27 protein-coding genes are annotated in these 23,109 nt (G+C 59.4%); 13 read left to right on the plus strand and 14 right to left on the minus strand.

All coding sequences use genetic code 11. The annotated features are described in order from the left end of the window. Nucleotides 1–66: 66 nt before the first annotated feature. On the minus strand, nt 67–438 hold the full coding sequence (locus tag L861_RS12115; RefSeq protein WP_016416259.1) for a diacylglycerol kinase: 372 nt from the start codon (nt 436–438) through the stop codon (nt 67–69). A 154-nt stretch (nt 439–592) separates the two neighbouring features. Between L861_RS12115 and L861_RS12120 the strand changes: the two genes are divergently transcribed. Then, nucleotides 593–1,567, plus strand: a complete 975-nt coding sequence (locus L861_RS12120; RefSeq protein WP_016416260.1) for an MDR family oxidoreductase — start codon at nt 593–595, stop codon at nt 1,565–1,567. A 16-nt stretch (nt 1,568–1,583) separates the two neighbouring features. Here L861_RS12120 and dacB read toward each other — a convergent pair whose 3' ends face one another. The 3 genes from dacB to trmB are packed head-to-tail and all read right to left on the minus strand — an operon-like array spanning nt 1,584 to nt 4,086. Further along, nucleotides 1,584–3,011, minus strand: coding sequence for a D-alanyl-D-alanine carboxypeptidase/D-alanyl-D-alanine endopeptidase (gene dacB / locus L861_RS12125; RefSeq protein ID WP_016416261.1), 1,428 nt, complete (start codon nt 3,009–3,011; stop codon nt 1,584–1,586). Between the two features lie 40 nt (nt 3,012–3,051). Next, on the minus strand, nt 3,052–3,384 hold the full coding sequence (locus L861_RS12130) for a DMT family transporter (RefSeq protein ID WP_174329830.1): 333 nt from the start codon (nt 3,382–3,384) through the stop codon (nt 3,052–3,054). Between the two features lie 15 nt (nt 3,385–3,399). Next, on the minus strand, nt 3,400–4,086 hold the full coding sequence (gene trmB, locus L861_RS12135; protein WP_021029181.1) for a tRNA (guanine(46)-N(7))-methyltransferase TrmB: 687 nt from the start codon (nt 4,084–4,086) through the stop codon (nt 3,400–3,402). A 351-nt stretch (nt 4,087–4,437) separates the two neighbouring features. Here trmB and L861_RS12140 point away from each other — a divergent pair, with 351 nt between their 5' ends. From L861_RS12140 to L861_RS12180, 9 genes are all read left to right on the plus strand, one after another. Further along, nucleotides 4,438–6,318: a beta-ketoacyl synthase gene (locus L861_RS12140; RefSeq protein ID WP_027947730.1), complete on the plus strand. Its 1,881-nt coding sequence runs from the start codon at nt 4,438–4,440 to the stop codon at nt 6,316–6,318. Nucleotides 6,319–6,336: 18 nt separating this feature from the next. Further along, nucleotides 6,337–6,816, plus strand: a complete 480-nt coding sequence (gene coaD, locus L861_RS12145) for a pantetheine-phosphate adenylyltransferase (protein WP_016416265.1) — start codon at nt 6,337–6,339, stop codon at nt 6,814–6,816. A 32-nt stretch (nt 6,817–6,848) separates the two neighbouring features. Beyond that, entirely contained in the window at nt 6,849–7,097 is a 249-nt protein-coding gene (locus L861_RS12150) for a YfhL family 4Fe-4S dicluster ferredoxin (protein ID WP_016416266.1), read from the plus strand. A gap of 382 nt (nt 7,098–7,479) precedes the next feature. Next, nucleotides 7,480–8,109: a porin family protein gene (locus L861_RS23640; protein ID WP_016416267.1), complete on the plus strand. Its 630-nt coding sequence runs from the start codon at nt 7,480–7,482 to the stop codon at nt 8,107–8,109. Nucleotides 8,110–8,220: 111 nt separating this feature from the next. Continuing rightward, the gene (locus L861_RS12160; RefSeq protein ID WP_016416268.1) at nt 8,221–9,555 is read left to right on the plus strand and encodes an MATE family efflux transporter; all 1,335 of its coding nucleotides are present in this window, start codon (nt 8,221–8,223) and stop codon (nt 9,553–9,555) included. A 63-nt stretch (nt 9,556–9,618) separates the two neighbouring features. Then, a complete protein-coding gene (locus L861_RS12165; protein WP_016416269.1) occupies nt 9,619–10,929 on the plus strand; it encodes a short-chain fatty acid transporter in 1,311 nt (436 codons plus the stop codon). Between the two features lie 138 nt (nt 10,930–11,067). Beyond that, nucleotides 11,068–11,556, plus strand: a complete 489-nt coding sequence (locus L861_RS12170; RefSeq protein WP_051149339.1) for an acyl-CoA thioesterase — start codon at nt 11,068–11,070, stop codon at nt 11,554–11,556. 11 nt (nt 11,557–11,567) lie between these two features. After that, on the plus strand, nt 11,568–12,557 hold the full coding sequence (locus L861_RS12175) for an MDR family NADP-dependent oxidoreductase (protein ID WP_016416271.1): 990 nt from the start codon (nt 11,568–11,570) through the stop codon (nt 12,555–12,557). Between the two features lie 33 nt (nt 12,558–12,590). Continuing rightward, nucleotides 12,591–13,592 (plus strand): ion transporter, encoded by a 1,002-nt coding sequence (locus L861_RS12180; protein ID WP_016416272.1) that lies wholly within the window; start codon nt 12,591–12,593, stop codon nt 13,590–13,592. An 8-nt stretch (nt 13,593–13,600) separates the two neighbouring features. On the opposite strand, the gene L861_RS12185 is transcribed toward L861_RS12180, so the two are convergent. Further along, a complete protein-coding gene (locus L861_RS12185) occupies nt 13,601–14,644 on the minus strand; it encodes a hypothetical protein (protein WP_016416273.1) in 1,044 nt (347 codons plus the stop codon). A gap of 61 nt (nt 14,645–14,705) precedes the next feature. Next, nucleotides 14,706–16,100, minus strand: a complete 1,395-nt coding sequence (locus tag L861_RS12190) for an aminotransferase-like domain-containing protein (RefSeq protein WP_016416274.1) — start codon at nt 16,098–16,100, stop codon at nt 14,706–14,708. 83 nt (nt 16,101–16,183) lie between these two features. Between L861_RS12190 and L861_RS12195 the strand changes: the two genes are divergently transcribed. Continuing rightward, the gene (locus L861_RS12195; protein ID WP_236617149.1) at nt 16,184–16,801 is read left to right on the plus strand and encodes a LysE family translocator; all 618 of its coding nucleotides are present in this window, start codon (nt 16,184–16,186) and stop codon (nt 16,799–16,801) included. A 16-nt stretch (nt 16,802–16,817) separates the two neighbouring features. On the opposite strand, the gene L861_RS12200 is transcribed toward L861_RS12195, so the two are convergent. The 4 genes from L861_RS12200 to L861_RS12210 all read right to left on the minus strand — a co-directional run bounded on the left by L861_RS12200 (nt 16,818) and on the right by L861_RS12210 (nt 18,519). Beyond that, nucleotides 16,818–17,159, minus strand: a complete 342-nt coding sequence (locus L861_RS12200) for an I78 family peptidase inhibitor (RefSeq protein WP_144063021.1) — start codon at nt 17,157–17,159, stop codon at nt 16,818–16,820. Between the two features lie 86 nt (nt 17,160–17,245). After that, a complete protein-coding gene (locus L861_RS12205) occupies nt 17,246–17,377 on the minus strand; it encodes an entericidin A/B family lipoprotein (RefSeq protein WP_016416277.1) in 132 nt (43 codons plus the stop codon). A 167-nt stretch (nt 17,378–17,544) separates the two neighbouring features. Further along, complete coding sequence (locus L861_RS23645; RefSeq protein ID WP_016416278.1) at nt 17,545–17,700, minus strand: entericidin A/B family lipoprotein; 156 nt, start codon at nt 17,698–17,700, stop codon at nt 17,545–17,547. 72 nt (nt 17,701–17,772) lie between these two features. Then, complete coding sequence (locus tag L861_RS12210) at nt 17,773–18,519, minus strand: sulfite exporter TauE/SafE family protein (protein ID WP_016416279.1); 747 nt, start codon at nt 18,517–18,519, stop codon at nt 17,773–17,775. An 88-nt stretch (nt 18,520–18,607) separates the two neighbouring features. On the opposite strand from L861_RS12210, the gene L861_RS12215 reads away from it, so the two are divergent. Continuing rightward, entirely contained in the window at nt 18,608–19,036 is a 429-nt protein-coding gene (locus tag L861_RS12215) for an HIT domain-containing protein (protein ID WP_016416280.1), read from the plus strand. Between the two features lie 8 nt (nt 19,037–19,044). On the opposite strand, the gene L861_RS12220 is transcribed toward L861_RS12215, so the two are convergent. From L861_RS12220 to L861_RS12235, 4 genes are all read right to left on the minus strand, one after another. Continuing rightward, nucleotides 19,045–20,118 (minus strand): nickel/cobalt transporter, encoded by a 1,074-nt coding sequence (locus L861_RS12220; RefSeq protein ID WP_016416281.1) that lies wholly within the window; start codon nt 20,116–20,118, stop codon nt 19,045–19,047. Then, entirely contained in the window at nt 20,106–20,789 is a 684-nt protein-coding gene (locus L861_RS12225) for a DUF1007 family protein (protein ID WP_016416282.1), read from the minus strand. Before L861_RS12225 ends, L861_RS12220 begins: the two co-directional genes overlap by 13 nt. A 62-nt stretch (nt 20,790–20,851) precedes the next feature. After that, on the minus strand, nt 20,852–21,214 hold the full coding sequence (locus L861_RS12230) for a hypothetical protein (protein WP_016416283.1): 363 nt from the start codon (nt 21,212–21,214) through the stop codon (nt 20,852–20,854). Next, on the minus strand, nt 21,211–21,753 hold the full coding sequence (locus tag L861_RS12235) for a hypothetical protein (RefSeq protein WP_016416284.1): 543 nt from the start codon (nt 21,751–21,753) through the stop codon (nt 21,211–21,213). Before L861_RS12235 ends, L861_RS12230 begins: the two co-directional genes overlap by 4 nt. A gap of 135 nt (nt 21,754–21,888) precedes the next feature. On the opposite strand from L861_RS12235, the gene L861_RS12240 reads away from it, so the two are divergent. Next, nucleotides 21,889–23,022: a glycerate kinase gene (locus L861_RS12240; protein ID WP_016416285.1), complete on the plus strand. Its 1,134-nt coding sequence runs from the start codon at nt 21,889–21,891 to the stop codon at nt 23,020–23,022. Nucleotides 23,023–23,109 lie beyond the last annotated feature (87 nt).

Raw genomic sequence — 23,109 nt, forward strand, 5'->3', positions numbered from 1 at the left:
AAAGCAAGGGTCATGGCCCCAGCATAGCGAAGGGATACCCAGTTAGACACGCTTACATGAAACGCACTACATGAAGAAACGTTGCCAAGCCAACAATCCCCAGGTGATCCCTGGAATCAGCAGGGCCATCATCACCGCTGCCGAACCGATATCCTTGGCCCGCCCGGAAAGCTCGTGATGTTCGGAGCCGATACGATCGACCACGCTCTCGATGGCACTGTTGATCAGTTCGACGATCAGTACCAGCAGGCAGCTCCCCATCAACAGGATCCACTCCACTGGGGTACGGCCAAGCCAGATGGCGATGGGCAATAACACCAGGCACACCGCGATTTCCTGACGAAACGCCGACTCGTTGCGGAAGGCCGCGCGCAGTCCTTTGAATGAGTAATACGCCGCATATATGAGATGGCGCCATCCGGTATGACCAGGTTTCATCATGTTTCCCTTGTCGCTAATCGCCCTTGCCAGGTGCCCGGCTGCCGCCAGGATGTTACCAAAAAGCCGCCGGAGGGTAGCGTATCGTCTCACGTTGGCGGTGTCGCAATGGCAAGGCTAGGGTATCAGGATGTCCTACTTTGAGGAGTCCATCATGCCCCGGGTTCTCATGCTTCACGACGAATCGCCGCGCTGCCGGGTCGTCGACCTCCCCCTTGCCGACCTCCCGCACCGGGCCATAAGTGTCGATATCGATTATTCCGACCTCAACTATAAGGATGCCTTGGCCGTTACCGGCAAAGGCAAAATCGTGCGCGATTATCCTTTCGTGCCGGGCATCGACTTCGTCGGCACTGTGCGTGAATCCCACCATGAACAATACGCTTCCGGTGATAGGGTCATCCTTACCGGTTGGGGGGTGGGGGAGCGATATTGGGGTGGCTACGCGGAGGCCATGAACGTTGATCCCGAGTGGCTAGTCCCCTGCCCCTCGCCGTTGAATTCACGTAAGGCCATGCTACTGGGTACGGCTGGCCTGACCGCGATGCTTTGCATGATGCGCCTTGAAGAAGCCGGGTTGCCACCCGGCGCGGCAGTACTGGTGACCGGCGCCACCGGCGGTGTAGGAAGCTGGGCGGTTTCGATCCTGCATCATCTGGACTACGAGGTACACGCGGTAACCGGCAAGCCAGAACAGCGCGAATGGCTGGAGTCGCTGGGCGCCCGCGAAGTTCTCGACCGCAGTGAATTCGAGGGTGAACCGCTGCCGCTCGAAAAAGGGCGTTGGGTCGGTGCCATCGATACCGTTGGCGGGCGTACGCTGGCCAATGTCCTGGCACGAATGACGTATCACGGCCGCGTTGCTGCAGTGGGCTTGGCTGGTGGCACTGACCTGCCAACCACGGTCATGCCCTTCATCCTACGTGGTGTGTCCCTGCTCGGTACCGACAGCGTGATGATTCCCTTCGAACGCCGGCGGGCCGCCTGGCAACGACTCTCCGCCTTGCCCAACGGCTTGTTCGAACGCATGGCGGTCGACGAGATTGGCCTCGAGCAGATCGAGCAACGAGCCGAAGACATGCTTGCTGGCAAGGTGCACGGCCGAGTCCTGATCAACCCGAAAAAATAGGGCTCACCGGCAGTTCTCAACGGGACAGGATCATCGCCTCGAGATCTTCCGTCAACGGATCCAGAACCTGGGACCAACTCAGGTAAGGTGTACTGCCAGTACCGTTGACCAATACGGTGAAGACGCCCCAGCGCCCGCTCTGGGTACGAAAGTAGCCCCCGACGGAACGCACCGAGACAGGCTCGTTGAGCGTCCCCGTCTTGAGCATCACATGGTCCTGGAAGACATGGCTTCCACGGCGGATGAAGCGCATCACGCCATTGGACGGCGACTGCAGGCCGGCAACGAAGCTGGGAAACAATGACGGCTGGTGGTACATGTGCTCCAGCAAGGCATTGACGCCAAGCGCGGAAGTACGATTCTCAGGGGTCAGGCCGCTGCCGCTGAGCAAGTGCAGAGGACCGTGGGCTGGCAGTTCTTGGGCGAAGCTCTCGAGCACCGCGCCGGCATCGCTCAACGATGCCCGCGGCGTCTTCACCAGATCGAGGCTCAGCACATCGGCCATGAAGTTGTTGGAATAGTTGAGGGTGCGCAGTAACAGTTCCTGTAAGGGTTTGCTCTCCACGGCGGCCAGCTGTCGAGCACTTGGCGGCGGTTGAGTGATGCTGGTGGTATAGCCGCCGCTGACGCTGACGCCAGCCTGCTCAAGCAACGACGACAGAATCTGAGCGCTCTGGATCGCCGGGTCGGAACTCGAGCGATAGACCGTGCGAGGCAACGTCTCCTGTGCAATTGCGCCACGAAATACCATGACATCGCCATGGCCATTGGTCACTCGCTCGGCATCGAGTTCAGTGCTCCCATCAGCAGCAACGGTCGACACCCCATTCTCGACCTCAGTGGTCGGCACCACGGTATCGCAGCTCGATAGGCGTGCGGCTTCCCCCGGTTGTGAACCGGGCGCCACATTCATGCACCAACTGCCGAAGTTGACTCCCGCCGAGGAGAGCTGCGCACTATAGGTATTCGCTGAACGAGAGCGTGACTCGCAACGGTCGGTGGTGATGCACTCCACCGGCCCGAAGCGCCATTGGCTGACCACCAGCTGTCCATTGACCCCTCGTACGCCACGCTGACGCAGCTCCTGAACCAACCGCCACAGATCCTCCGAGGCCAGCGCCGGATCGCCGCCGCCTTCCAACACCAAGTCGCCCTGCAGAATGCCATTGGCGTCGATCTCGCCGACTGAGACCAGCCGCGTGGAGAAGGTGTGTTGCGGCCCCCAGCGCTTCAGCGCCGCTGCCGACACATACAGCTTGGACACCGATGCCGGTGACAAAAGCCGATTGGCGTCGATCTCCCCCAGCACTTCACCATCATCCAGCAAGCGTGCCTGGGCGCCGATCACGAAACCTTTGTTGGCGAGTTGGGAAAGGTGGGAAAAGCCAGCGCCCAAGACGGTGAGCGGTAGCAGGCAGAGCACGAATAACGACAGACGCAACATAGAGGAGAACCCACAACCTTTTGATGATGATATGCCACGCTTAGTGCGTGGAAACCTTGGAAAATACCTGAATCACGACCACTCCGCCGATGATCATCGCCAACCCCAGAATGGCGGGCAGATCCAGTGTCTCGCCATAGACCAGGATGCCGATCAGAGTAATCAGCACGATGCCTAACCCCGCCCAGAAGGCATAAGCGATCCCCACGGGTAGCGTGCGCAGTACCAGCGTCAGCATATAGAACGCCATGGCATACCCCACCAACACCAGCACGCTAGGCCACAATCTCGTGAATTCGTTGGACGCTTTGAGGGCGCTGGTGGCGATCACTTCGGCAACGATCGCCAACCCCAGATAGACGTAGACCATGATCGTATCCTTCGACTGTCAACGAGCGGGTGGAAAACCGGGAGCGTAAGGCAAGACGACACGACATCGCCAGAGTGCCTGACCGCTGAGATGGTACTTGCGCTCGAAGGGCGTCAGGCATTCATCCTCCGGAACATGGCGCTCGACCACTGCTTCGATGCCTGTTGCCTGGCCCAATGCCAGACAGAATTCTTCGACATACAGTCGCCAGTTGGAACGCAGTTCCAACTGTCCCCCAAGTGCCAAAATGGTTGGGAAGACCGGGTGCCCGTGCCAGCGCATCTTGAGATGTACCGCCTTGGGATAAGGATTGGGATAGAGCAGGAAGTGCTGCGCTGGACGCCAGCCTGCCGTCAGAGCCAAACGCCAAAAATCCACCAGATCGGCCCGCACCAGCAAGGCGTTGTCAGGCAGGCTCCCGTGCTTGCGAGACAAACGATCGGCGCTGCGATCGACGCCGATCACCGCATGCTCGGGATATCGCCGTGCCAACACGCGAGTCGATAGTCCCACTCCACAACCGGCATCCAGGATCAAGGGCAGACGACGCTCATCGAGCCAATGCTGGGCATCGTCGAAAGCCTCGCGATTATGCTCGGCTACTGGCTTGCGCAATGGATGCCGAAGCGCACGACTGACCCGCCATGCCAAGTGCTCATGAGGTCCGGCTTGGTTGGTGACAATGGAACGAGAGGCAACGTGCATGGGCGTTAATGGAGTGACGGCAAATTTGACGAAGGCGTCATGTTACCAGGCACCAGGGACAAGATGCCCGGCGGGACAAAAATTGCTACAAAAAAATGGCGCTCCCCGAAGCGAGGATGCGCCAATACCAACTCGTATGACTCAAACAGCCGTTTCATCATAGCGCGGTCACTCGTTGGTATCAAACATTCGTTTTACGACAAGTTTCCCTATTTCGGCGACTATTGTTGGGTCGGGCCGCATGACGCCATGGCTGCGCCGGTGCTATCATCGCGACACTCTATCGACAATATGACTCGTCAACAGCACAACGAGGAACGCGGCTTGTCACAGTTACCGGTGATTGTCGGCATGGGCGGGGTCAATGCCGCCGGCAGAACCTCGGGTCATCAAGCGTATCGTCGTACGGTACTCGATGCCCTGCACAAGGACGACCAGACTCGCACTGTGGTCGGACTGGCGGCGATGATGCGCCTGGCCAGCCACCATGACGACGGCCACTGGCGCGATACCAGCGGGGCGACTCTCGATGCCTCGGAACTCGCAGCGCGCTATCGCCAGCAAGTGCTCGACCATACCCTGATTCGCCGCATCGAAGACCCCCGCTTCAACGCCGATGGTATCCCCGCCAACCGTCAGGCGCAGCTGTCGTTCGATTCGCCGCATACCTTTCGAGTGCGTCGGCGCCAATTGCCCGACGACCTGCCAGAAACGTGGCAAGTTCGCGAAATCGACCGCCATACCCTGGAAGTGACCGTGCCGGCCGGCCCGTTCGATGTCATGCTGCCCGAACGTCGCCCTGCACAGGTTCGCGCCGCTGGGCAAATACCCAGCGGCTTCGAGCCCAGTCAGCTTTACCGCAGCGTGCACCACCCCCGCGGGTTATCGATGGCTATCTTCGGCGCCTCCGACTGCCTGGGACAAAGCGGCCTCGACTGGGACACTCTGCGTGATCGCCTCGATCCGGATGCCATCGCCGTCTATGCCGGCAACTCGATTGGCCAACTCGACGACGAAGGCTGGGGCGGCCTACTCAAGAGTTTCGTTTCGGGCCAACGCGCCACGTCCAAGCAGATGCCACTGGGCTATGGTCAAATGCCCGCCGACTTCCTCAACGCCTACGTACTCGGCAGTGTTGGCTCCACTGGAGCCATTCAAGGCGCCTGCGCTACCTTTCTCTACAATCTGCGCCTGGGTATCGAGGATATCGCCAGTGGACGTCGCCGTGTGGTCATGGTGGGCACCTCCGATGCGCCGATCACCCCCGAGATCATTGAGGGGTTCCGTGCCATGGGCGCGCTGGCCGATGACGAAAGCCTCAAGGTTCTGGATGCCCTCACCCTACTGACCGATGCCGACTATCAGCGTGCCTGTCGTCCCTTCGCACGCAACTGCGGCTTCACCATTGCCGAAGCCAGCCAGTTCCTGCTACTGATGGACGATACCCTGGCACTGGAAACCGGGGCCCAGATCCTCGGTTCCGTTCCTGGTGTATTCACTAATGCCGATGGCTGGAAACGCTCGATCTCGGCTCCCGGCATCGGCAACTACATCACACTCGGCAAAGCGGTAGCGCTAGCCCGCCAGATTCTCGGTGACGAGGCACTCAGGCAACGCACCTTCCTGCATGCCCATGGCACCAGTACCCCCAAGAACCGGGTGACGGAATCTCATGTCTTCGACTTGATCGCCCGCGCTTATGGCATCGAAGCGTGGCCAGTGGTAGCGGTCAAGGCTTTCGTCGGCCACTCGCAAGGCAGCGCCGCCGGCGACCAATTGGCTAGTGCTTTGGGTAGCTTCGCACTTGGTCTTCTGCCGGGGATTCCCACCCTGGACGCCGTGGCCGAGGATGTTTATGCCGAACGTCTGCGCTTCTCGCGCCTCCCCGAAGCCTTCGATGCCGAGGCTGCCTTCATCAATGCCAAGGGCTTCGGTGGCAACAATGCCACCGGCCTAGTATTGTCGCCGAAAGTGACCGAGCGGCTACTGATCAAGCGACACGGGCAAGCAGCCATCGATGCCTGGAAAACCCGCCAAGCGGCAACCCTCGAAGCCTCCAGTGCCTATGAGCGACAGGCCGACGAGGGGCACTTCCAGGCACTCTATCGCTTCGGCGAAGGCGTACTGGAAGGCACTGAGCTAGAGATCAGTGCTGAACATATCAGGATTCCTGGCTATGCCCAGCCAGTATCGCTGGCCGTCGACAACCCTTTCGGTTCCGTCAACGATTGACGAGGCACAGGAAGCTCCATGAACATCGTGGTCTATCCCGGTACTTTCGACCCTATCACCAATGGCCACTATGACCTGATCGAGCGTGCAACGCGGATGTTCGACAAGGTCGTGGTGGCGATCGCTGCCAGTCCCGGCAAGCAACCGGCACTGGACCTCGACACACGGGTGACGTTGGCACGCGAGGTCGTGGCCCCATTGAATAACGTCGAGGTCACCGGCTTCTCCTGCCTGCTCATCGAGTTGCTCGAACAGCAGGGAGCACGCATCATCCTGCGTGGTTTGCGCGCGGTTTCCGACTTCGAATACGAGTTGCAGCTCGCCAACATGAACCGCGCCCAGGCCCCGCATGTCGAAAGCGTGTTTCTGACCCCCTCGCTCGAAAACTCCTACGTGTCTTCCACCCTCGTACGCGAGATCGCCCGGCTAGGAGGGGATATTTCTCAGCACGTGCATCCCAAGGTCGTCGAAGCGCTCGACAGGCATTACAATACCTGAGTACTGCGCTAAGGAAGCATTGAGGTAGCCCTATGGCCCTGATGATCACCGACGAGTGCATCAACTGCGACGTCTGCGAACCCGAATGCCCCAACGGCGCCATTTCGCCCGGGGAAGAGATCTATGTCATCGACTCCAACCTGTGCACGGAGTGCGTCGGTCACTACGACGAGCCCCAGTGCCAACAGGTGTGTCCGGTGGATTGCATCCCGCTCGACCCCGGCCATTGCGAGACTCACGACGAACTGATGGAAAAATACCGCATCATCACCGCCGCTTGAGCTACACCGAACCGGTATCTGTCATCCAACGCCCCGCCGGACTGAACTGACCCCCAAGCGACAGATTCCTTGCCTTGCAACATCCTGGCCGCGACGACCGGAGACTCGCTAGTATGAGCGGTTGGCTACATATTTTCCCACCCAGCACCCCCGACTTCGAACCGTAGTTACCCATTTTTCTGAGCACTACGTCGCTCTCGCGACTTATGACAACCATCAATCGCATGAGAAAGCTCAGACAATTCTCTGGCGCTAAGTAAAACTTGCCCCTAGACTTCTCTGTGTAATATTTGGTTACAAAAACTTACTCTAAAAAAGGCTCGGCGAATGTGGCAATTGGATGCCACAGGCTAGGCCTACCGATCATGCAGAGGAACGTAAGATGAAGCGTCTTACCACCGCCACCGCGATTTTGACCTCACTGCTCAGTGCATCGGCCCTTGCTCAGAGCTACCAACAAGACCTCAATACTGGCCTTTATCTGGGCGCTGGCATCGGACAGTCCAAGCTGGATAACGACACCCTGGACTTCCTGAGTGACGCCGGTGCCAATACTGACGACAGCGATACCGGCTACAAACTGTTCATGGGCTATGATTTCGGTCCCAACTTTGCCTTGGAAGCCAGTTACCTAGACTTCGGTGATTTCACAGCCAGCGCCAGTGGCTTCATTGATGGGACTCCTGCCTCTGCAAATGCCAAATTAAACATCGATGGTTTTGGTTTGGGATTGCTAGGGCGGCTGCCGATCCAAGGCGGCTTCAGCATCCATGCCAAAGTAGGTTTGATCGCTTGGGATGCTGAATTGAGTGGAAAAGCCATATACGACGGAGAGACAGTCTTTGAGGCGAGCGAAGGTGCCGATGGTACCGACCACTTCTATGGCGTGGGCGCCGAGTATGTAATCAATCGGGTGATGGTGCGCGCCGAATACGAACGTTACGATCTCAGCGACAGCGGCGAGGATTTCACCATCGACCTTCTTTCGGGCAGCGTCGGCTACCTTTTCTAGGTATCAGTATCAGCATCCGCATGATCAAGACAGCCCCGCCTCGGGGGCTGTCTTGTTTTTCTGGTCAGCGTTATTCTGGCAAATCACTATCAAGCCCGATAAGGAAACCAGTTGTCTCCGTCCTCTCCCTACCGCCGTATCTGGCTGTTGGCCTGGCCGATCATCCTATCGAACATCACCGTGCCACTGTTGGGTCTGGTCGATACCGCGGTGGTGGGCCATCTCCCGGACTCACGCTATCTGGCGGGAGTGACGCTAGGCGCAACACTGTTCAGCTTCCTCTACTGGGGATTCGGCTTCCTGCGCATGGGTACCACCGGGCTGACCTCTCAGGCGGTAGGCCGCGAAAACGACACCGCAGTGCGCAACCTGCTCGGCCAGTCGCTGTTGATGGCCACGGTCATCGGCGTGTCGTTGATCCTTCTGTCCCGGCCGTTGATCACCTTTGGATTGTGGTTGCTCGACGGCAGCGAGGTGGCCACCGAATTGGCTGCGGAGTATGCCCAGATTCGCATTCTCTCGGCGCCGGCGGTGCTGGCCAACTATGCCATCCTTGGCTGGTTTCTCGGTCAGCAGAATTCGCGCGTCACACTTGCCATCCTGGTGCTGACCAATAGCGTCAACATCGTGCTCGACCTGGCATTCGTGATTGGACTGGGGATGACCAGCGATGGTGTGGCGTGGGCCTCGATGATCGCCGACTATACGGCCCTGGCTTTCGGACTATGGCTAGTCGCCCGCCAGCTCCACCTACTGCAAGGACGCTTCCTTCGCGAGCGGATTCTCAGGCTCGCTGCCTACGGTGAATTGTGGCAGGTCAACGCTCACCTGTTCGTGCGCACCTTGGGCCTGCTGTTCGCCACGGCCTTCTTCACCGCACAAGGTGCCAGCCTCGGTGATAACGTGCTGGCCGCCAATGCCGTGCTGCTACAATTCATCATGCTCACGTCCTATGGTCTGGATGGCTTTGCACATGCCGCCGAAGCGGTGACCGGGCGCGCCGTAGGCGGACGCCGTTGGGATGAGTTCGGCCAGGCGGTACGAGCCGCAGCGCGCTTATCGTTGCTGACTGCCGGTGGTGCGGCGCTGGTCTTCGCATTGGGGGGGAATCTGCTGATCGCGCTGTTGACCAACTTGCCTGAGGTGAGAGCCGCCGCCGCCGACTACTTGCCATGGATGGTCGCCATGCCGCTGATCGCTGTCTGGAGCTATCTACTGGATGGGGTGTTCATCGGCGCCACGGCCACCCGCGAGATGCGAAATAGCATTTTTGCAGGTCTGGCCATCTATCTGCCCGTCTGGTGGTTGACCCAACCGTTGGCCAATCATGGCCTTTGGTTGGCCTTCTTCGCCTTCACCATGGTGCGCTCGGCGACTCTGGCCGGCTATTATCTTCGTTACCGTCGCACACGCTGGATGGCGACATGTGGCGTTGACCAATGCTGATGGAGCAAGGCAAGGTAAAGAGCCAGATTTGGAACTCCCTAAATCAATAAAAGCGATAATACCATGCTCAAGTTCCTGTCCCGGCCTGCCGTGAGGCTGGTCGAGCGGTACCTACCCGACCCTTATATCTTCGTATTGCTGCTGACTATCATCGCCGCTGCCGCCGCCATCGCCGTGGAGCGCCAGAATCCGCTGCTGGTGATGCGCTATTGGGGCGATGGGTTCTGGAGCCTGCTAACGTTCTCCATGCAGATGCTGCTGGTACTGGTCACCGGCTTCATGCTGGCCAATACACCACCTGTAAAGCGCTTGCTGCAACGTTTGGCATCACTGGCCAAGAATGCCGGTGGCGCCATCATACTGGTGACCCTGGTGTCACTGGTGGCCAGTTGGATCAACTGGGGCTTCGGGCTGGTAGTCGGTGCTCTGTTCGCCAAGGAATTGGCCCGACAGATCCGTGTCGACTACCGGCTGCTGATCGCCAGCGCCTATTCAGGATTCATTGTCTGGCACGGCGGCCTGGCTGGCTCGATTCCTCTGACCATCGCCACCGATGGCCACTTCACCGTCGACAGAATCGGGGTGATCGGCACCGGTTCCACCATCTTCTCCTTCTTCAATCTGGCTATCGTGGCGTGCCTGTTCATTGTCGTGCCCCTGGTCAACCGCCTGATGCTGCCCGATGAGCAGGAAAGCGTGTATGTCGATCCGACACTGCTCGATGACACCCCGGAACCTGTCGGGCATATCTCGCGCCCTGCCGAGTATCTGGAAAACAGCCATATCCTGGCCTGGCTGGTCGGCATTCCCGGTCTGCTATTCCTGCTCGACCATTTCCTGCTACGCGGCGGGGGCTTGAACCTCAACATCGTCAATTTTCTGTTCCTGTCTTTAGCCATCGTCTTACACCGCACGCCACGCCGACTGCTGGACAGCTTGCACGAAGCGATAAAGGGCGGCGCGGGCATCGTCATTCAATTTCCCTTCTATGCCGGCATCATGGCGATCATGATCGAGTCTGGGTTGGCCGAAACCTTATCGGAAGGCTTCGTATCCTTTGCCACCTCCGACACCCTCCCTTTCTGGTCATTCATCAGTGCCGGGGTGGTCAACATGTTCGTGCCGTCGGGTGGCGGCCAGTGGGCAGTCCAGGCACCGGTGATGCTCCCCGCCGCCGAGGCACTGGGTGCCGATATCACCCGAGTGGCCATGGCCGTGGCCTGGGGTGACGCCTGGACCAACCTGCTGCAGCCTTTCTGGGCGCTACCGGTGCTGGCCATCGCCGGCCTCAAGGCCAAGGACATCATGGGCTTCTGTTTGATCCAGCTTTTCATTACCGGCGTGGTCATCGCCCTTGGCTTGACCTATTTCTAAAGGTCGCAGAAAAACGCCTAATGTCGCCCCGGGCCATGCATGGTCTGGGACGGCACGTTATGCTGGATATAGATTTCTCACTTCAGGAGCACGCCCGTCGTGACCTACGATGATCTCCCGCGCCAGCACGAACTCACCATGACCGTGCTGATGACCCCCGACATGGCCAATTTCAGTGGCAAGGTCCATGGTGGCGCTATTCTCAAGAAACTCGATGAAGTCGCCTATGCCTGCGCCAGTCGTTACTCAGGTAGTTACGTGGTAACGCTTTCAGTGGATCAGGTCCTGTTCAAACAACCCATTCATGTCGGCGAGTTGGTGACCTTCCTGGCCTCGGTCAACCATGTGGGCCGCTCCTCTATGGAAATCGGCATCAAGGTCATTGCTGAAAATATCCAGGAAAAGGTCATTCGCCATACCAATAGCTGCTATCTGACCATGGTCGCCGTGAACACGGATGGCAAGCCAGCGGAGGTCCCGCCGCTGCGCTTGGAAACCCCGATGCAGAAGCTGCGCTTCGAGAAGGCGGCGTTGCGCAAGAAACTGCGCAAGCAGGCTGAGGACGAAGCGCGACGAACTCATGAGCACCATTATGCCGAGCAACGCATCGGTGAGCCTTTGAGTTAGTCGAGCTATCAATGCAGCGCCTCGTACTGGCCAAGCGACCGACTCGACAGCTCACTCAAGAGCACTTTCGACTCGAGGAGGTCGCCCCGCCAGGGCCGCAAGACGGCGCCTTGCTGCTGTACCCTCGCTTCATGAGTGTCGATCCCTATATGCGCACCCGCATGCAGCCGGAAGGCTACGGCTATATCTCACACTGGATGTCGGGAAGTGTGCTGTCGGGTTATGCCCTAGCCGAGGTGATGGATAGCCGACTACCCGGCTGGTCACGTGGTGACTGGGCGGTAGGCCATTTGCCGATGCAGGAGTGGGTCGCACACGATGGCCATGGGCTACGCCGTGCCCCGGCGGGCACACCTCCCTTGGCCTGGCTACATCCACTGGGCATGACTGGTTTCACTGCGTGGTTGGGCATGCAGCTTCTCGGCAAGCCGAGCCCCGCGGATTGTGTGCTGGTAGGTGCCGCCGCCGGTGCGGTAGGCTCCATCGCCGCACAACTCGCTCGCAAGGCCGGCGCACGGGTGATCGTTACTGCCGGGCGCGAGGACAAACGTGCCTGGCTCCGGAGCATCGGTTTCGACCACGTGCTCGATCACCGTGCTGCCGATTTCAGCGAACAATTGCGGCATACCACCCCCGAGGGGCTGACCCTGGATTTCGAGACGATAGGCGGGTCGGCCTTCGCCGCCGCCATCGATGCCATGCGTTCTGGCGGGCGCGTCGTCGTCTGCGGTTTGGTCAGCCAGTATCAGCAGGAGGCGCCGCGTCGAGCCCCGCATAACATGGCTCGACTCGGAGAACGTGGCGTGGCGGTAATTCCCTTCGTGGCCCCCCATTTCGAGAGGCATTTCGAGACATTTCTGGACGAGATGTCCCCTCTGGTGACAAGTGGCCGCCTTCACTGGCGACTGGACACCATGCAGGGCGGGCTCGAGGCGATTCCCGGTGCCCTAATCGGGTTGTTCGATGGTGACAACCTGGGCAAGCGGATCGTCGCCCTCTAGGCTGGAAGAGGACAGACGGCACAAGGAGGCGCCATGCCCTCTTCGACACTACGTCCGCTCAACCTGATCCTGGAACGTGCCCACTTGGCGTGGGACCTGGCGATCATCGTGCTGGTCATCGCCAACTTGGCATTATTGCTGTTCGACAGCCTATTTCTGCTCCCCCCGCTCAATGCCGCCTTCGAGTCGTTGGCGCCAAGCTTGTACAGCCTCTACGATCGCTATGTGCACGCCAATTTCGTTGTCATCGACTTAGCATTCGTGGCGGTATTCATCCTCGATGTACTATTGGGCTGGGCGGTCGCCATTGCTCAACGCCGCTATCACCGCTGGTTCTTCTACCCCTTCGTGCACTGGTACGACGTGCTGGGCTGCATCCCGGTCGGTGGCTTCCGGCTCCTGCGCGTCTTACGCGTCATATCGCTGCTGCATCGCTTGCAGCGCCTGGGGTTGATCGACATCCGCCGCTGGCAGCTCTATGCCGTCTACGCCAAGTATTACGATATCTTGATGGAAGAGCTCTCGGACCGCATCGCTCTACGCATGCTGAGCGGTGTTCAGGACCAGGTTCGTGCCAGCGACTCCCTGTCCAGACGTCTTGCCGATGATGTGGTCATGCCGCGCAAGCAGCAGTTGATTCATGAGATCACTCGCCGCCTCGAAGACATGGCGGGAAATGCCTATGCCCATAACCGTGGTGACCTGATGCGCTACGTTAGTGCCCTGGTCGGTCGCACCTTGGCCGAGAGCCGTGAAATTCAGCGCCTCAAACGCTTGCCCATGGGCAGTCAGCTCGCCAATGCCCTGGATTCCTCGCTTAGCGACATCGCTTGCCGCCTGGTCCACGAAGCGGTGGAGGGACTACGCTCGCCCGAGTTCAATGTGCTGGTCGAGCGTATCGCTGACAGCGGCTTCGATGCCTGGCTGAAGGTCGACAAGCATACCGACCGTGTGACCGAACAGGTGCTGATCGACATGCTCGAAATGCTCAAGGACAAGATCAACGTCAAGCAATGGCGCGATAAATATGACTGAGTTGTCGATCAGGCGTGCATGTCGAGCAGGGTATAGGGCGCCTCGCAGGCATGGCGCTCGTCACGCTCGTCGATCGACCCCAAGCCCAAGTGGCGGTCGTTATCATAGGCAACGAACAAACGAGATGCGCTCAGTACCGCCAAACCCTCGGCCTTGTGCTCGAACTCCAGTGGTACCTCCTGTTCGGCACATACCAATTGTGGCGCTCCACCCGCGGTAAAATCGGCCAGCGATACCTGCCACAGATAACCACCGATGCGCTCGATACCAGCATCCTCGGTCTCGAAACTGGTCAACAGGTAGAGACGATCATTGAAGGGATCGTATTCCAGACTCGACAGACCACAAACGTACCGTATCCCCTCATGCGCTTCCGGCTCGAAGTGGTAGAGACTTCTCAGCTCGTCTACGAACTCCAGGTTACCGACGCCGTTAATCCGATAATGGGCCCCTACCACACGACACACGTAATCGAAATCGTCATGGGTATTGCCTTGCTCGCGTACCCCGAACAGCAGCAGGCCGTCTCCACGCTTCCCAGGAATCGCCGCTAGTCCCTCGATCTTGTAATAGGTCGTACCGATCGCCCCATCGAGCTTGGCGCGTAGTTCCAGCGAGCCTTCGACGCCGTCACGTGGGTCTGGATCCACCACTTGAACCTTGTTTGGTTCGCCCAGTGGCCAAATCAGCAAATGATTGTAGGCATTGAGGTCATGGCTCACATCATCGATACGATCGAAACCCGTGGTCGCCAGCACATGACGACCATCGGCGGTAAGGGCGAAGTCTTCGTACTTGGTGGCTCGCACGATGGCATCGGCGGTGAAGTACTCGAGTGTCGTGTCGTCGGGTATCCCTTCTTCATCGATATCCACGGCGAACACGGCCGAGCGCCCGGGCCCTGGGATCGGCTTGTCGCTGGCGAGGATCAGGCGTCCCCCGTCGTAGACCACGGCCGATACTTCGGCATTGACCAATCTACCTCGCTCATCGCGCAATCCAGCGGGAAAGCAGTGAAGGGTTCCATGACACACGACGCTAGCCCGGATCATGCGTACCTCCTTTCAGGCGGGTTCCTTCTTCACATTGAAGGGCCTTCACGACATATGCAAGTCACAGGGTGCGCCAAGGGATATCCGGCGGCGTCTCCAGCAGTGCGACCAGTGTATCCAGGGCCCTGGTCAAGGCTTCACGACTACGAGCGGCGCTTACGCACAAACGAATCGCCTGGGGAGCCGGTTCGCTACCGACACAGAATGGCTCGGCACTGGTGACCCTTACATGCTGCCGCTCGAGCTGCTCGAGCAGGGCAGCGGCACGCTGACCTGCCGGTAATTCCAACCATACATGGAAGCCATGGGGCTGACCGCTGATCCGAAAGGATGCTAGCCGCTCTCTCGCCAGACGCTGCCGGGCGGCAATTTCGTCCAATTGCCAATCCAGCAGTCGCTCGGCAGCACCGCTGTCGATCCAACGACAGACGGCCTCGGCCATCAGCGGGGGCACCATCCAGCTTTGGGCGCGCTGCAGGGTGGCCAGCCGCTCGCGTAACATGGACGGCGCACGCAGGGTACCGATGCGCAGCCCACCGGCGATCACTTTCGAAGTGCTGAACAGATACAGCGTACGCTCGGGTGCCAACCGATACAGCGGCGTGCCTTGCTCTTCGGGCGGAAGGTATTGCACGCCATCTTCGACGATCCAGAAATCATGTTCGCGGGCCAGCTCAGCCAAGCGCACACGACGCGACTCGGACAGGCTCACGCCGGTGGGGTTATTCTGATCCGGCGTAATATAGACCAATCGTGGAGGCTGCTGAGCACACAACCGAGCCAGTGCCTCGACGTCCATTCCCGCTTCATCCAAGGGAACCCGAAGCGTCTTCAGGTGCAGTTGCTGAGCTACACAGATCAATCCCGGATAGGTAAGCATGCTGGCAGCAATACGTTCTCCCGGCTGTGCCAATGCCTGAAGTGCCAGGAAAATTCCATGTTGCCCCCCTTGGGTGATGACCAGTTCCTCGGCATCGACGGCAATACCCAGGCGTGTCATCCATTCGGCCAGCACTTCGCGGTGTCGTACCATGCCTTGCTCGTGCTGGTAATCCACGGCATGCCGTAGTGCCAGTGGATCGCGGGCGATATCAGCGAGTGCCTCACCCAATCCTTGGGGGCGATCCGGGTGCGGCGGTGGAAGGCTAAGACTGAGATCGACGAGCATTTCATCGCCATCGGGAGTGGTCTGACGGAAAGCGACCGATGTCCTCTCGCCTCCATGCACATAGGTCCCACTACCAACTCGGCCCTCGACCAGCCCCTGGCGTTCGGCCTCAGCATAGGCCCGGCTTACCGTACCCACCGTAACCCTCAAGGCATCGGCCAGGCGACGCTGAGGCGGCAGCCGTTCACCGGGCTTCAACTGCTCCCGATGGATAGCCTCGGTAATGGCAGTGACGATGGCACGGTAACGCGGCCCTTGTTCAGGTAGTTCGGGCACCCAAATTGTCATGGTGACAATAAATCCATTGACGTCGAAATTGCACCCATTATGCTCAAAATTGCACGCAATTTAAACTAACCAAGCAAAATTGTATGGGTGCAATTATGATCGAGGGATTGGCTTTCCTGGGACCGGCAGCACTGTACATGTTTTCCATGACCATCACGCCTGGGCCCAATAACGTCATGCTCACGGCCTCGGGCGCCAATTATGGTTTCTGGCGGACCATGCCACATATCCTCGGCATCCTGGGCGGCTGCTTCGCGCTGTTCTCCGGCATCGCCCTCGGCTTAGGCTTACTGTTCGAGCGTTATCCGTCGGTACAGATGCTATTGCGGATCGTCGGTAGCGCTTACCTGCTCTATCTGGCGTGGAAGATCGCGACCGCCCCCCCTCCAACCTTGCGCACGGAGAGTGAAGGTCGCCCTCTGACGTTTTGGCAGGCGGCAGCTTTTCAGTTCGCTAACCCCAAGGCGTGGGTCATGGGACTGGCATTGATGGCCGGTTTCCTGCCCCATGGCGGCGATACCATGATCAATGCGTTGCTGTTGGCTGCCTTCGCCGAACTGATTGCCCTGCCCTGTATCGCCTTGTGGGCCGGTTTCGGCCTGGCGATCGGCCGCTTGCTCAAGAGCGCACGTGCCTGGCAGGTGTTCAACGGCCTGATGGGCGCCATGACTGCTGCCTGCGTCATCTTTATCCTTGGCTAGTTCAGCAGGCAATGCATCAGCCACACTCGATGCGGGCGATGACATCATTGTCATCCAGATGAATGTTCAGCCGGTCGGGGCGATGGTCCATGGTGGCCATGTCTCCTGGACGCAGTACCCTAACGCGCCCGGCGCCACTCTCTTCGGCGATGGCTTCCCGCAGGGCATCACCGAACGCGCGACCAATGCGGTCCTGGACCGACTGGGCACCACAGGCATCGGCTCCCGGCCCGTTGTCGATTCGTGGAGGAGGAGGCGCTTCATCACGGTTGGCCGCTGGCTGGGAACTGGCACTACACGCCGCTATTGCCAGCACGACACTTAGCAAGGGGAGTCGCATAAAGAGAGAGGATGGCATTGGCGAATCCTTTGCTGGGGGATCACGTCAAACGATGAAGGCAGACCCAAGGTCTGCCTTCAATGTTTTTGCATTCACGACCGGTATTATTCGGCCTCGTTCTGTATGGCCTCACCACCACTCTCGATGTCTTCACCGGCGCCTTCCATGGTGTTGCAGCCACTCAATACACTGGCGCTCATCAACAAGACGAACATCAGACAAATGAATCTTTGCATGGGTCCTCCTTAACAGACGGGATATCCAGTCGCACCCTTGCTTGTATGGGTGCCTCGCCCTAGGCCTCAGCCTAGCAGGCAAGGTTTGGACTACACAACGACAGCCCATGTTCCTTACGGGTACACCGTCCCCCCATTCGGGGTCATCAATGGCAATGAGGGGCCACTCAGTAACCGCCGTCGCCACCGTTACCGTCGGCAGCGTCTTGCACGGCTTCCCCACCGCGCTCGATATCTTCCCCCGCGCCACGAATCGTGTTGCAACCACTCAGCACCGATGCACAGAACAATGCCAGCAATGCCATTGCGAAAAAGCGCTTCATGGGAGTCTCCTTTCTTCTCGGTATCACAGGCCAGACATGGCTCCTGATATCAATCTAGTCCGCTTTGTTTCGTCAGCCCAGCAGCAGCCTGAGAATGATGGCGACGATCACAGCGGCAGTCAGCCACTTGATCCAAACTGCACCTCGCGGGCCCATATTGACCTTGACCGCCAACCAGGCTCCTACCATGCTGCCGGCAGCCAGCAACAGGCCATAACCCCAGCGTACTTGGTCGTGATACACGAACAGCGCCAGAGCTGGCAGCATATAAATCAGGATAATGAAGACCTTGAAGACATTGACCTGAGCCAAGTCGATCCGGAGCATGCGGTAGAGTACCGTCATGAATAGGATACCGACTCCCACTTGAATGAAGCCGCCATACACACCGATACCGAACATGGCGAGATACAGCGTCGGCGTCAAACGCTCCGGCGTAAGGGGGCGGGTATCGACATGTGGTCGAGGTAGCAGCATCGCCACCGAACAGCCGACCATGACGGCAATCAGTATCCCCTCGAAGAGGGCATCGCTGACTTGCATGGCCAGCCAGGCACCAAGCAAGGCCCCCACCACTGCCGGTATCGACAAGCGCAAGCTCAAGCCGATATGACTCGCCCCGGCACGCCGAAAGCTGCCGACCGCAGCGACACTTTGCAGCACGATGGAAACGCGATTGGTCCCGTTTGCCACTTGAGGCGGCAAGCCCAGGAACATCAGCAGTGGCAATGTCAGCATCGAGCCACCCGCCGAGAGCACATTGACGAAACCGGCCACGCCGCCGAACGCGACCAATACCAATCCTTCATAAAGCGTCATGTTCACATCCCTGTCTGGCCATTCGCCTGGCATCTCCTGGCGCTACGCGGTACAACCGACTTTCGTTTCCCGCTCACGAGACTATTCGATGAATGATTTTTCCCTGGACTCCCGCCTGGAGAGCGACAGCTTCCCGGTCACTGATCTCCCCCTGTGCCAAGTCCGCCTGATGAACGATGCACGATTTATATGGCTGGTATTGATCCCTCGGCGCCCCGGTATCCGAGAGGCTTTCGAGCTGTCGACGGAAGATCAGGCCCAGCTCTGGCGTGAAGCCACAGCATTGGGCCAAGCAATGAAGGCAGCCGTGCAAGGCGACAAGCTCAACCTGGCCACCTTGGGCAATGTAGTGGCCCAGTTGCACTTGCATGTCGTCGTGCGCAAGACGGACGATGCGGCTTGGCCGGCACCGGTGTGGGGACATGGCAAAGCTCGCCCCTACGATATGGACAGCCTGGCCGCCATGCGGGATATGATACTCGCTCAGATCCAATCCCTAAGCCTGACGGCCAATTGATGACCGCCTTAGCCATCACCGCTAAAGGGGTTGTTACGCGGTGCTACCTCACTGGCATCGCGTGATAGCGGGTCACCCAGTAACGGCATTCCCGGCTGGGAGACACCAGCCATGGATAGCGAGATTCCAAGCAGCACGATGGCAACGCCACCACCCAGCGCCACCCAGCCGACGGCATGCCGGAGGCGACCGACACTGCCCCGATGAGCAGCCAGGCGACGTTCGGCCCAGCCTCGCGCCATGACACTGGCCAGCGCCAGCATGGATACCGCCAGCGCCGTACCGGCCGCCATCACTAATACCGCTGCTACACCAGCCCAGAAATGTCCAAGCAACGTTGCCGCACCAAGCAGTAGTACCCCCCCGCTGCAGGGACGAATACCGATTGCCACTACCGTGCCCAGCGCCGTACGCCAATCCCCCGCCTTGGCCGGGTCGACATGATGAATATGGCCACAACCACACTCATGCCCATGCCCTCCTCCATCTCCTGGAACTTGCTTCGGATGGCCAAGATGCTCGTGCTCGACCAGCGTGTCATTGTGCCGGGGCTGCACCTGCTCCATCGATGTAGGGCGGAGGAGCTGACGTAGCGCTCTCCAGCACAACCAGACTCCCAGCAAGGTCACCATCAGGAAACTGGCTTGCTCGACCCATGCTACCGAGCCCATGGCCTGACGCGTCAACCAGCCCAGCCCATGGACCAGCACCGCCACCAATGCGATGGCAACAAGGCCCTGCAGGAATGCAGCAGCGCAGGAAAGCGCCAAGGCACGACGCTTGGCTCCGCCCTGAGACATCAGATAGGTGGTCAACACCGCCTTGCCGTGCCCCGGGCCCGCCGCATGAAAGACACCATAGGCGAAGCTGACACCTAGTAGCATCACCCAAGTACTGGATGAAGGTGCCTGGGAAAGATCGGTAACGGCCAAGGTCAGGATACGATGCAGGTCACGCTGCCAGCTCACCACCTGCAGCCCTAACGCGGCAACCCCATCTTGCAAGACGATGTACAGGACAAGCCCTGACAACGCCACTAACAGGACGATGCCACCTGCCTTCGCTATGCTCAGCCGTGGCATGATACCTCCCCGGTTTCGGCAAAGAAGCGGCCCAAACCGGGCTCAGCCTGATCGTCATAGTCGAGCATGGCGGCTTCGGTGACCTTGGCGGGATCGGGATCGGCGGGTTCGATTCGGGTGGTGCAGGCAATATCCGCCCCCACCACGACCAGTGCATCCTCGCGAGGCGTTTCGTCATCCTCGGCTTCATGCACGATTTCGATATAGTAGGAAGGATCGAAGACTTGATATTGCATCGCCTTCCCTTCCAGTGCCAAGGGAGTTTCCAGTGGCAGCACGAAGCTGAATTCGACGCGACTGCCTCGCTGCATCACGGTGTACTCCTTCACTTCGCCCAACGCCACCGTATGGCCATCATGCGTGAGTTCCGTGAAGTAATGCTGGGCAGCCACATTGTCGCGAATTTCCATGCCCAATTGATCGAGGCGTGCTTCCATGCTGGCATCCCCCTCGGCCCTGCCGAGCTCTTCAAGCACCACCAGGCTATAGAAGGGATCCATGAGCCAGCGCTGATGCAGCGCCTCGACACGCCCCTGATCGTCAAGGATCACCCGGACCCCAAGGTCGATCCAGCCATGTGGGTGAGCATTGGCCACACCGCACCATCCCAGTGACAACACCACGATAACGGCAATGACCAGCCGGCGTGGCAAGAAACGTATGCTACCCATCGGTTTTCAATGATTCCTTGAAAAGCTTCATGAAGGCCAGGCACGAATAGTCTTTGAGGAGCCTAGGGTGCCAGTCCCAGCCGTGCTTGCAGATCGACCAGCAAGGGATCGAGGCTGTATGGTGCCAACGGCTGAGTTCCCCGACGACCACTGAACGAGACCCAACTATCTTCGCCCTCACTCTCGACCTGCAATAATATCTCATAACCTGGCCACGTGGCCGAAACTGCTTCGGCGCGCCCCAGGTCGGTATCGGCATGGCGAATTACATAACCGCGTTCAGCCAACATGGCGATACCCTCTCTGAGCACTTCCTGCGGGTTGGCAGCCATTATCATCGAACGAGGCGCGACAGGGGCAGACGTCGTGGCACAAGCCGTGAGTATCAGCAAAATACCACTCAGTAATAGGCCACGCAGGATCATGGTGTCGCCCTCGCCATCTCGGCATCGATAGCCGTACGCAATTCGCTACAGAAAGCGGCGTCGCTGGCAGTCTGACTCTCGCGCGTCACACCATCGATATCGACGATTCTCACATCACGGGACACTTGCACCCACTCCCCATCAGCAACCACCGACACCCGCTCCTGGCGCTGGGCATCGCCGCCTCCCAGGCCAGAACCGAAGCCGATCGCAATACCACTTCTCATGTGGTGGCCACTCCCGATGCCATAGAAACCATGCCAACCGCTGTATGGCCACCAGGGATCGTAGTACCGTCCATAGCCATATACCACACGGGTGCGCTCGGCACTGACCAACCCTAACTCGCTATTGGTATCGCGGATCGTGAAGTCATTCGCTTCGAGTACCGCGACTACATGTCGGTTGACCTCGCTTCCAGCAACCTGCTGTTCCCAGCGACACTCGGCGGCAGGCGCCGACATGTATTCGGGTAGTGTCGCCGGTCCACTGGCGCATCCGGCAAGCCACAACGTCATCGGCATGACCCAGAATCGCATGGGCGTTCTCCACGGGCATTCTCGTATTCAGTGTATGCGCCATCGACCGCGCTGGGGAGGGATAGGTTACTATGCTTCGACGCTCTTTCCGTTTCGATGTTCTCTTCCTGTTTCAGGTTCGTAGAGGAAACTCACATGAACATTCTGATCGCCCCGGACAGCTACAAGGACGCCTTGCCCGCCAGCGATGCCGCTGAGGCCATCGCCGAGGGCATCAGACGGGCCATACCTGACGCCAGCACCATCCTGTGCCCAATGGGTGACGGTGGAGAAGGCACCCTCGATGCCTTACTCGTCGCCACTGGTGCCGAGGGTCGCGAAACACGCGTCCAGGATGCCTTGGGTCGCCCCCGCATCGCTGCCTGGGGTTGGCACCCCGAAACTCGAACCGCTTATGTCGAGTTGGCCGAAGCCAGTGGCCTGCAACAGCTCGCTCAAAAGGAGCGTACCGCCTTGCACAGCACCACTTTCGGGGTCGGCGAGCTGATTCGCGAAGCACTGAATGCCGGTGCCGAACGCTTGCTGCTGACGCTGGGCGGGAGTGCCACCAACGATGCCGGGGCTGGCATGCTCTCGGCACTGGGGGCCCGGCTACTGGATTCTCAAGGTCGAGACCTGCCTCCAGGTGGGGCGGCTTTGAGTGAACTGGCCGAACTCGACCTATCAGGGCTCGACCCACGCCTGAGGACGCTCGAGATCGAGGCTGCCGTGGACGTGGACAATCCGCTGCTCGGTCATCGCGGTGCCAGTGCGGTTTTCGGACCGCAAAAAGGAGCCACAGCGGATGATGTCGCCACACTGGATGCCGCCCTGGGGCATTTCGCCGATCTGGCGGCGACGGCACTCGGCGAAGATCACCGCGACCTCCCTGGGGCCGGTGCCGCCGGTGGGATGGGGTTTGCCGCTCGGGCATTTCTCGGCGCCACGTTACGGCCGGGAATCGAATTGGTCATGGAGCAGGTCGACTTCCGGCACCGACTCGCGGGCGTCGATCTGGTGATCACTGGCGAGGGACAGCTCGATGGTCAGAGCCTGGCCGGCAAGACACCCATCGGTATTGCTCGGGCCGCCAAGGCACAGGGCGTGCCTTGCGTGGTCCTGGCCGGACGCCTGGGCCAAGAGTGGCAGGCAGCTTATGCCGAAGGCGTCACAGCGGCATTCACCTTGGCCGACGGTCCGATGTCTCTTGATGACGCACTGAGTCGCTGTGGCGAGTTACTGGTCGATCGCGCCGAGAACATCGTGCGGCTCTTTACCGCACACGCCTGAGTGCAATGGTCTTGAAAGCCCTTGTCGATGCCTGCATGTCATTAACCAGAGCTATAGTGACGATGGCGAGAATTCGTTTACCAGGCT

This window comes from Litchfieldella anticariensis FP35 = DSM 16096, from assembly GCF_000409775.1.
Taxonomy (GTDB): Bacteria; Pseudomonadota; Gammaproteobacteria; order Pseudomonadales; family Halomonadaceae; genus Litchfieldella; species Litchfieldella anticariensis.

Bases quoted from the DNA above. Each gene is read 5' to 3' on its own strand.
- L861_RS12115 (WP_016416259.1), bottom strand. From the start codon at position 438: ATGAAACCTGGTCATACCGGATGGCGCCATCTCATATATGCGGCGTAT.
- L861_RS12120 (WP_016416260.1), top strand. From the start codon at position 593: ATGCCCCGGGTTCTCATGCTTCACGACGAATCGCCGCGCTGCCGGGTC.
- dacB (WP_016416261.1), bottom strand. From the start codon at position 3,011: ATGTTGCGTCTGTCGTTATTCGTGCTCTGCCTGCTACCGCTCACCGTC.
- trmB (WP_021029181.1), bottom strand. From the start codon at position 4,086: ATGCACGTTGCCTCTCGTTCCATTGTCACCAACCAAGCCGGACCTCAT.
- L861_RS12140 (WP_027947730.1), top strand. From the start codon at position 4,438: ATGGGCGGGGTCAATGCCGCCGGCAGAACCTCGGGTCATCAAGCGTAT.
- coaD (WP_016416265.1), top strand. From the start codon at position 6,337: ATGAACATCGTGGTCTATCCCGGTACTTTCGACCCTATCACCAATGGC.
- L861_RS12150 (WP_016416266.1), top strand. From the start codon at position 6,849: ATGGCCCTGATGATCACCGACGAGTGCATCAACTGCGACGTCTGCGAA.
- L861_RS23640 (WP_016416267.1), top strand. From the start codon at position 7,480: ATGAAGCGTCTTACCACCGCCACCGCGATTTTGACCTCACTGCTCAGT.
- L861_RS12165 (WP_016416269.1), top strand. From the start codon at position 9,619: ATGCTCAAGTTCCTGTCCCGGCCTGCCGTGAGGCTGGTCGAGCGGTAC.
- L861_RS12170 (WP_051149339.1), top strand. From the start codon at position 11,068: ATGACCGTGCTGATGACCCCCGACATGGCCAATTTCAGTGGCAAGGTC.
- L861_RS12175 (WP_016416271.1), top strand. From the start codon at position 11,568: ATGCAGCGCCTCGTACTGGCCAAGCGACCGACTCGACAGCTCACTCAA.
- L861_RS12180 (WP_016416272.1), top strand. From the start codon at position 12,591: ATGCCCTCTTCGACACTACGTCCGCTCAACCTGATCCTGGAACGTGCC.
- L861_RS12185 (WP_016416273.1), bottom strand. From the start codon at position 14,644: ATGATCCGGGCTAGCGTCGTGTGTCATGGAACCCTTCACTGCTTTCCC.
- L861_RS12190 (WP_016416274.1), bottom strand. From the start codon at position 16,100: ATGACAATTTGGGTGCCCGAACTACCTGAACAAGGGCCGCGTTACCGT.
- L861_RS12195 (WP_236617149.1), top strand. From the start codon at position 16,184: ATGGGTGCAATTATGATCGAGGGATTGGCTTTCCTGGGACCGGCAGCA.
- L861_RS12200 (WP_144063021.1), bottom strand. From the start codon at position 17,159: ATGCCATCCTCTCTCTTTATGCGACTCCCCTTGCTAAGTGTCGTGCTG.
- L861_RS12205 (WP_016416277.1), bottom strand. From the start codon at position 17,377: ATGCAAAGATTCATTTGTCTGATGTTCGTCTTGTTGATGAGCGCCAGT.
- L861_RS23645 (WP_016416278.1), bottom strand. From the start codon at position 17,700: ATGAAGCGCTTTTTCGCAATGGCATTGCTGGCATTGTTCTGTGCATCG.
- L861_RS12210 (WP_016416279.1), bottom strand. From the start codon at position 18,519: ATGACGCTTTATGAAGGATTGGTATTGGTCGCGTTCGGCGGCGTGGCC.
- L861_RS12215 (WP_016416280.1), top strand. From the start codon at position 18,608: ATGAATGATTTTTCCCTGGACTCCCGCCTGGAGAGCGACAGCTTCCCG.
- L861_RS12220 (WP_016416281.1), bottom strand. From the start codon at position 20,118: ATGCCACGGCTGAGCATAGCGAAGGCAGGTGGCATCGTCCTGTTAGTG.
- L861_RS12225 (WP_016416282.1), bottom strand. From the start codon at position 20,789: ATGGGTAGCATACGTTTCTTGCCACGCCGGCTGGTCATTGCCGTTATC.
- L861_RS12230 (WP_016416283.1), bottom strand. From the start codon at position 21,214: ATGATCCTGCGTGGCCTATTACTGAGTGGTATTTTGCTGATACTCACG.
- L861_RS12235 (WP_016416284.1), bottom strand. From the start codon at position 21,753: ATGCGATTCTGGGTCATGCCGATGACGTTGTGGCTTGCCGGATGCGCC.
- L861_RS12240 (WP_016416285.1), top strand. From the start codon at position 21,889: ATGAACATTCTGATCGCCCCGGACAGCTACAAGGACGCCTTGCCCGCC.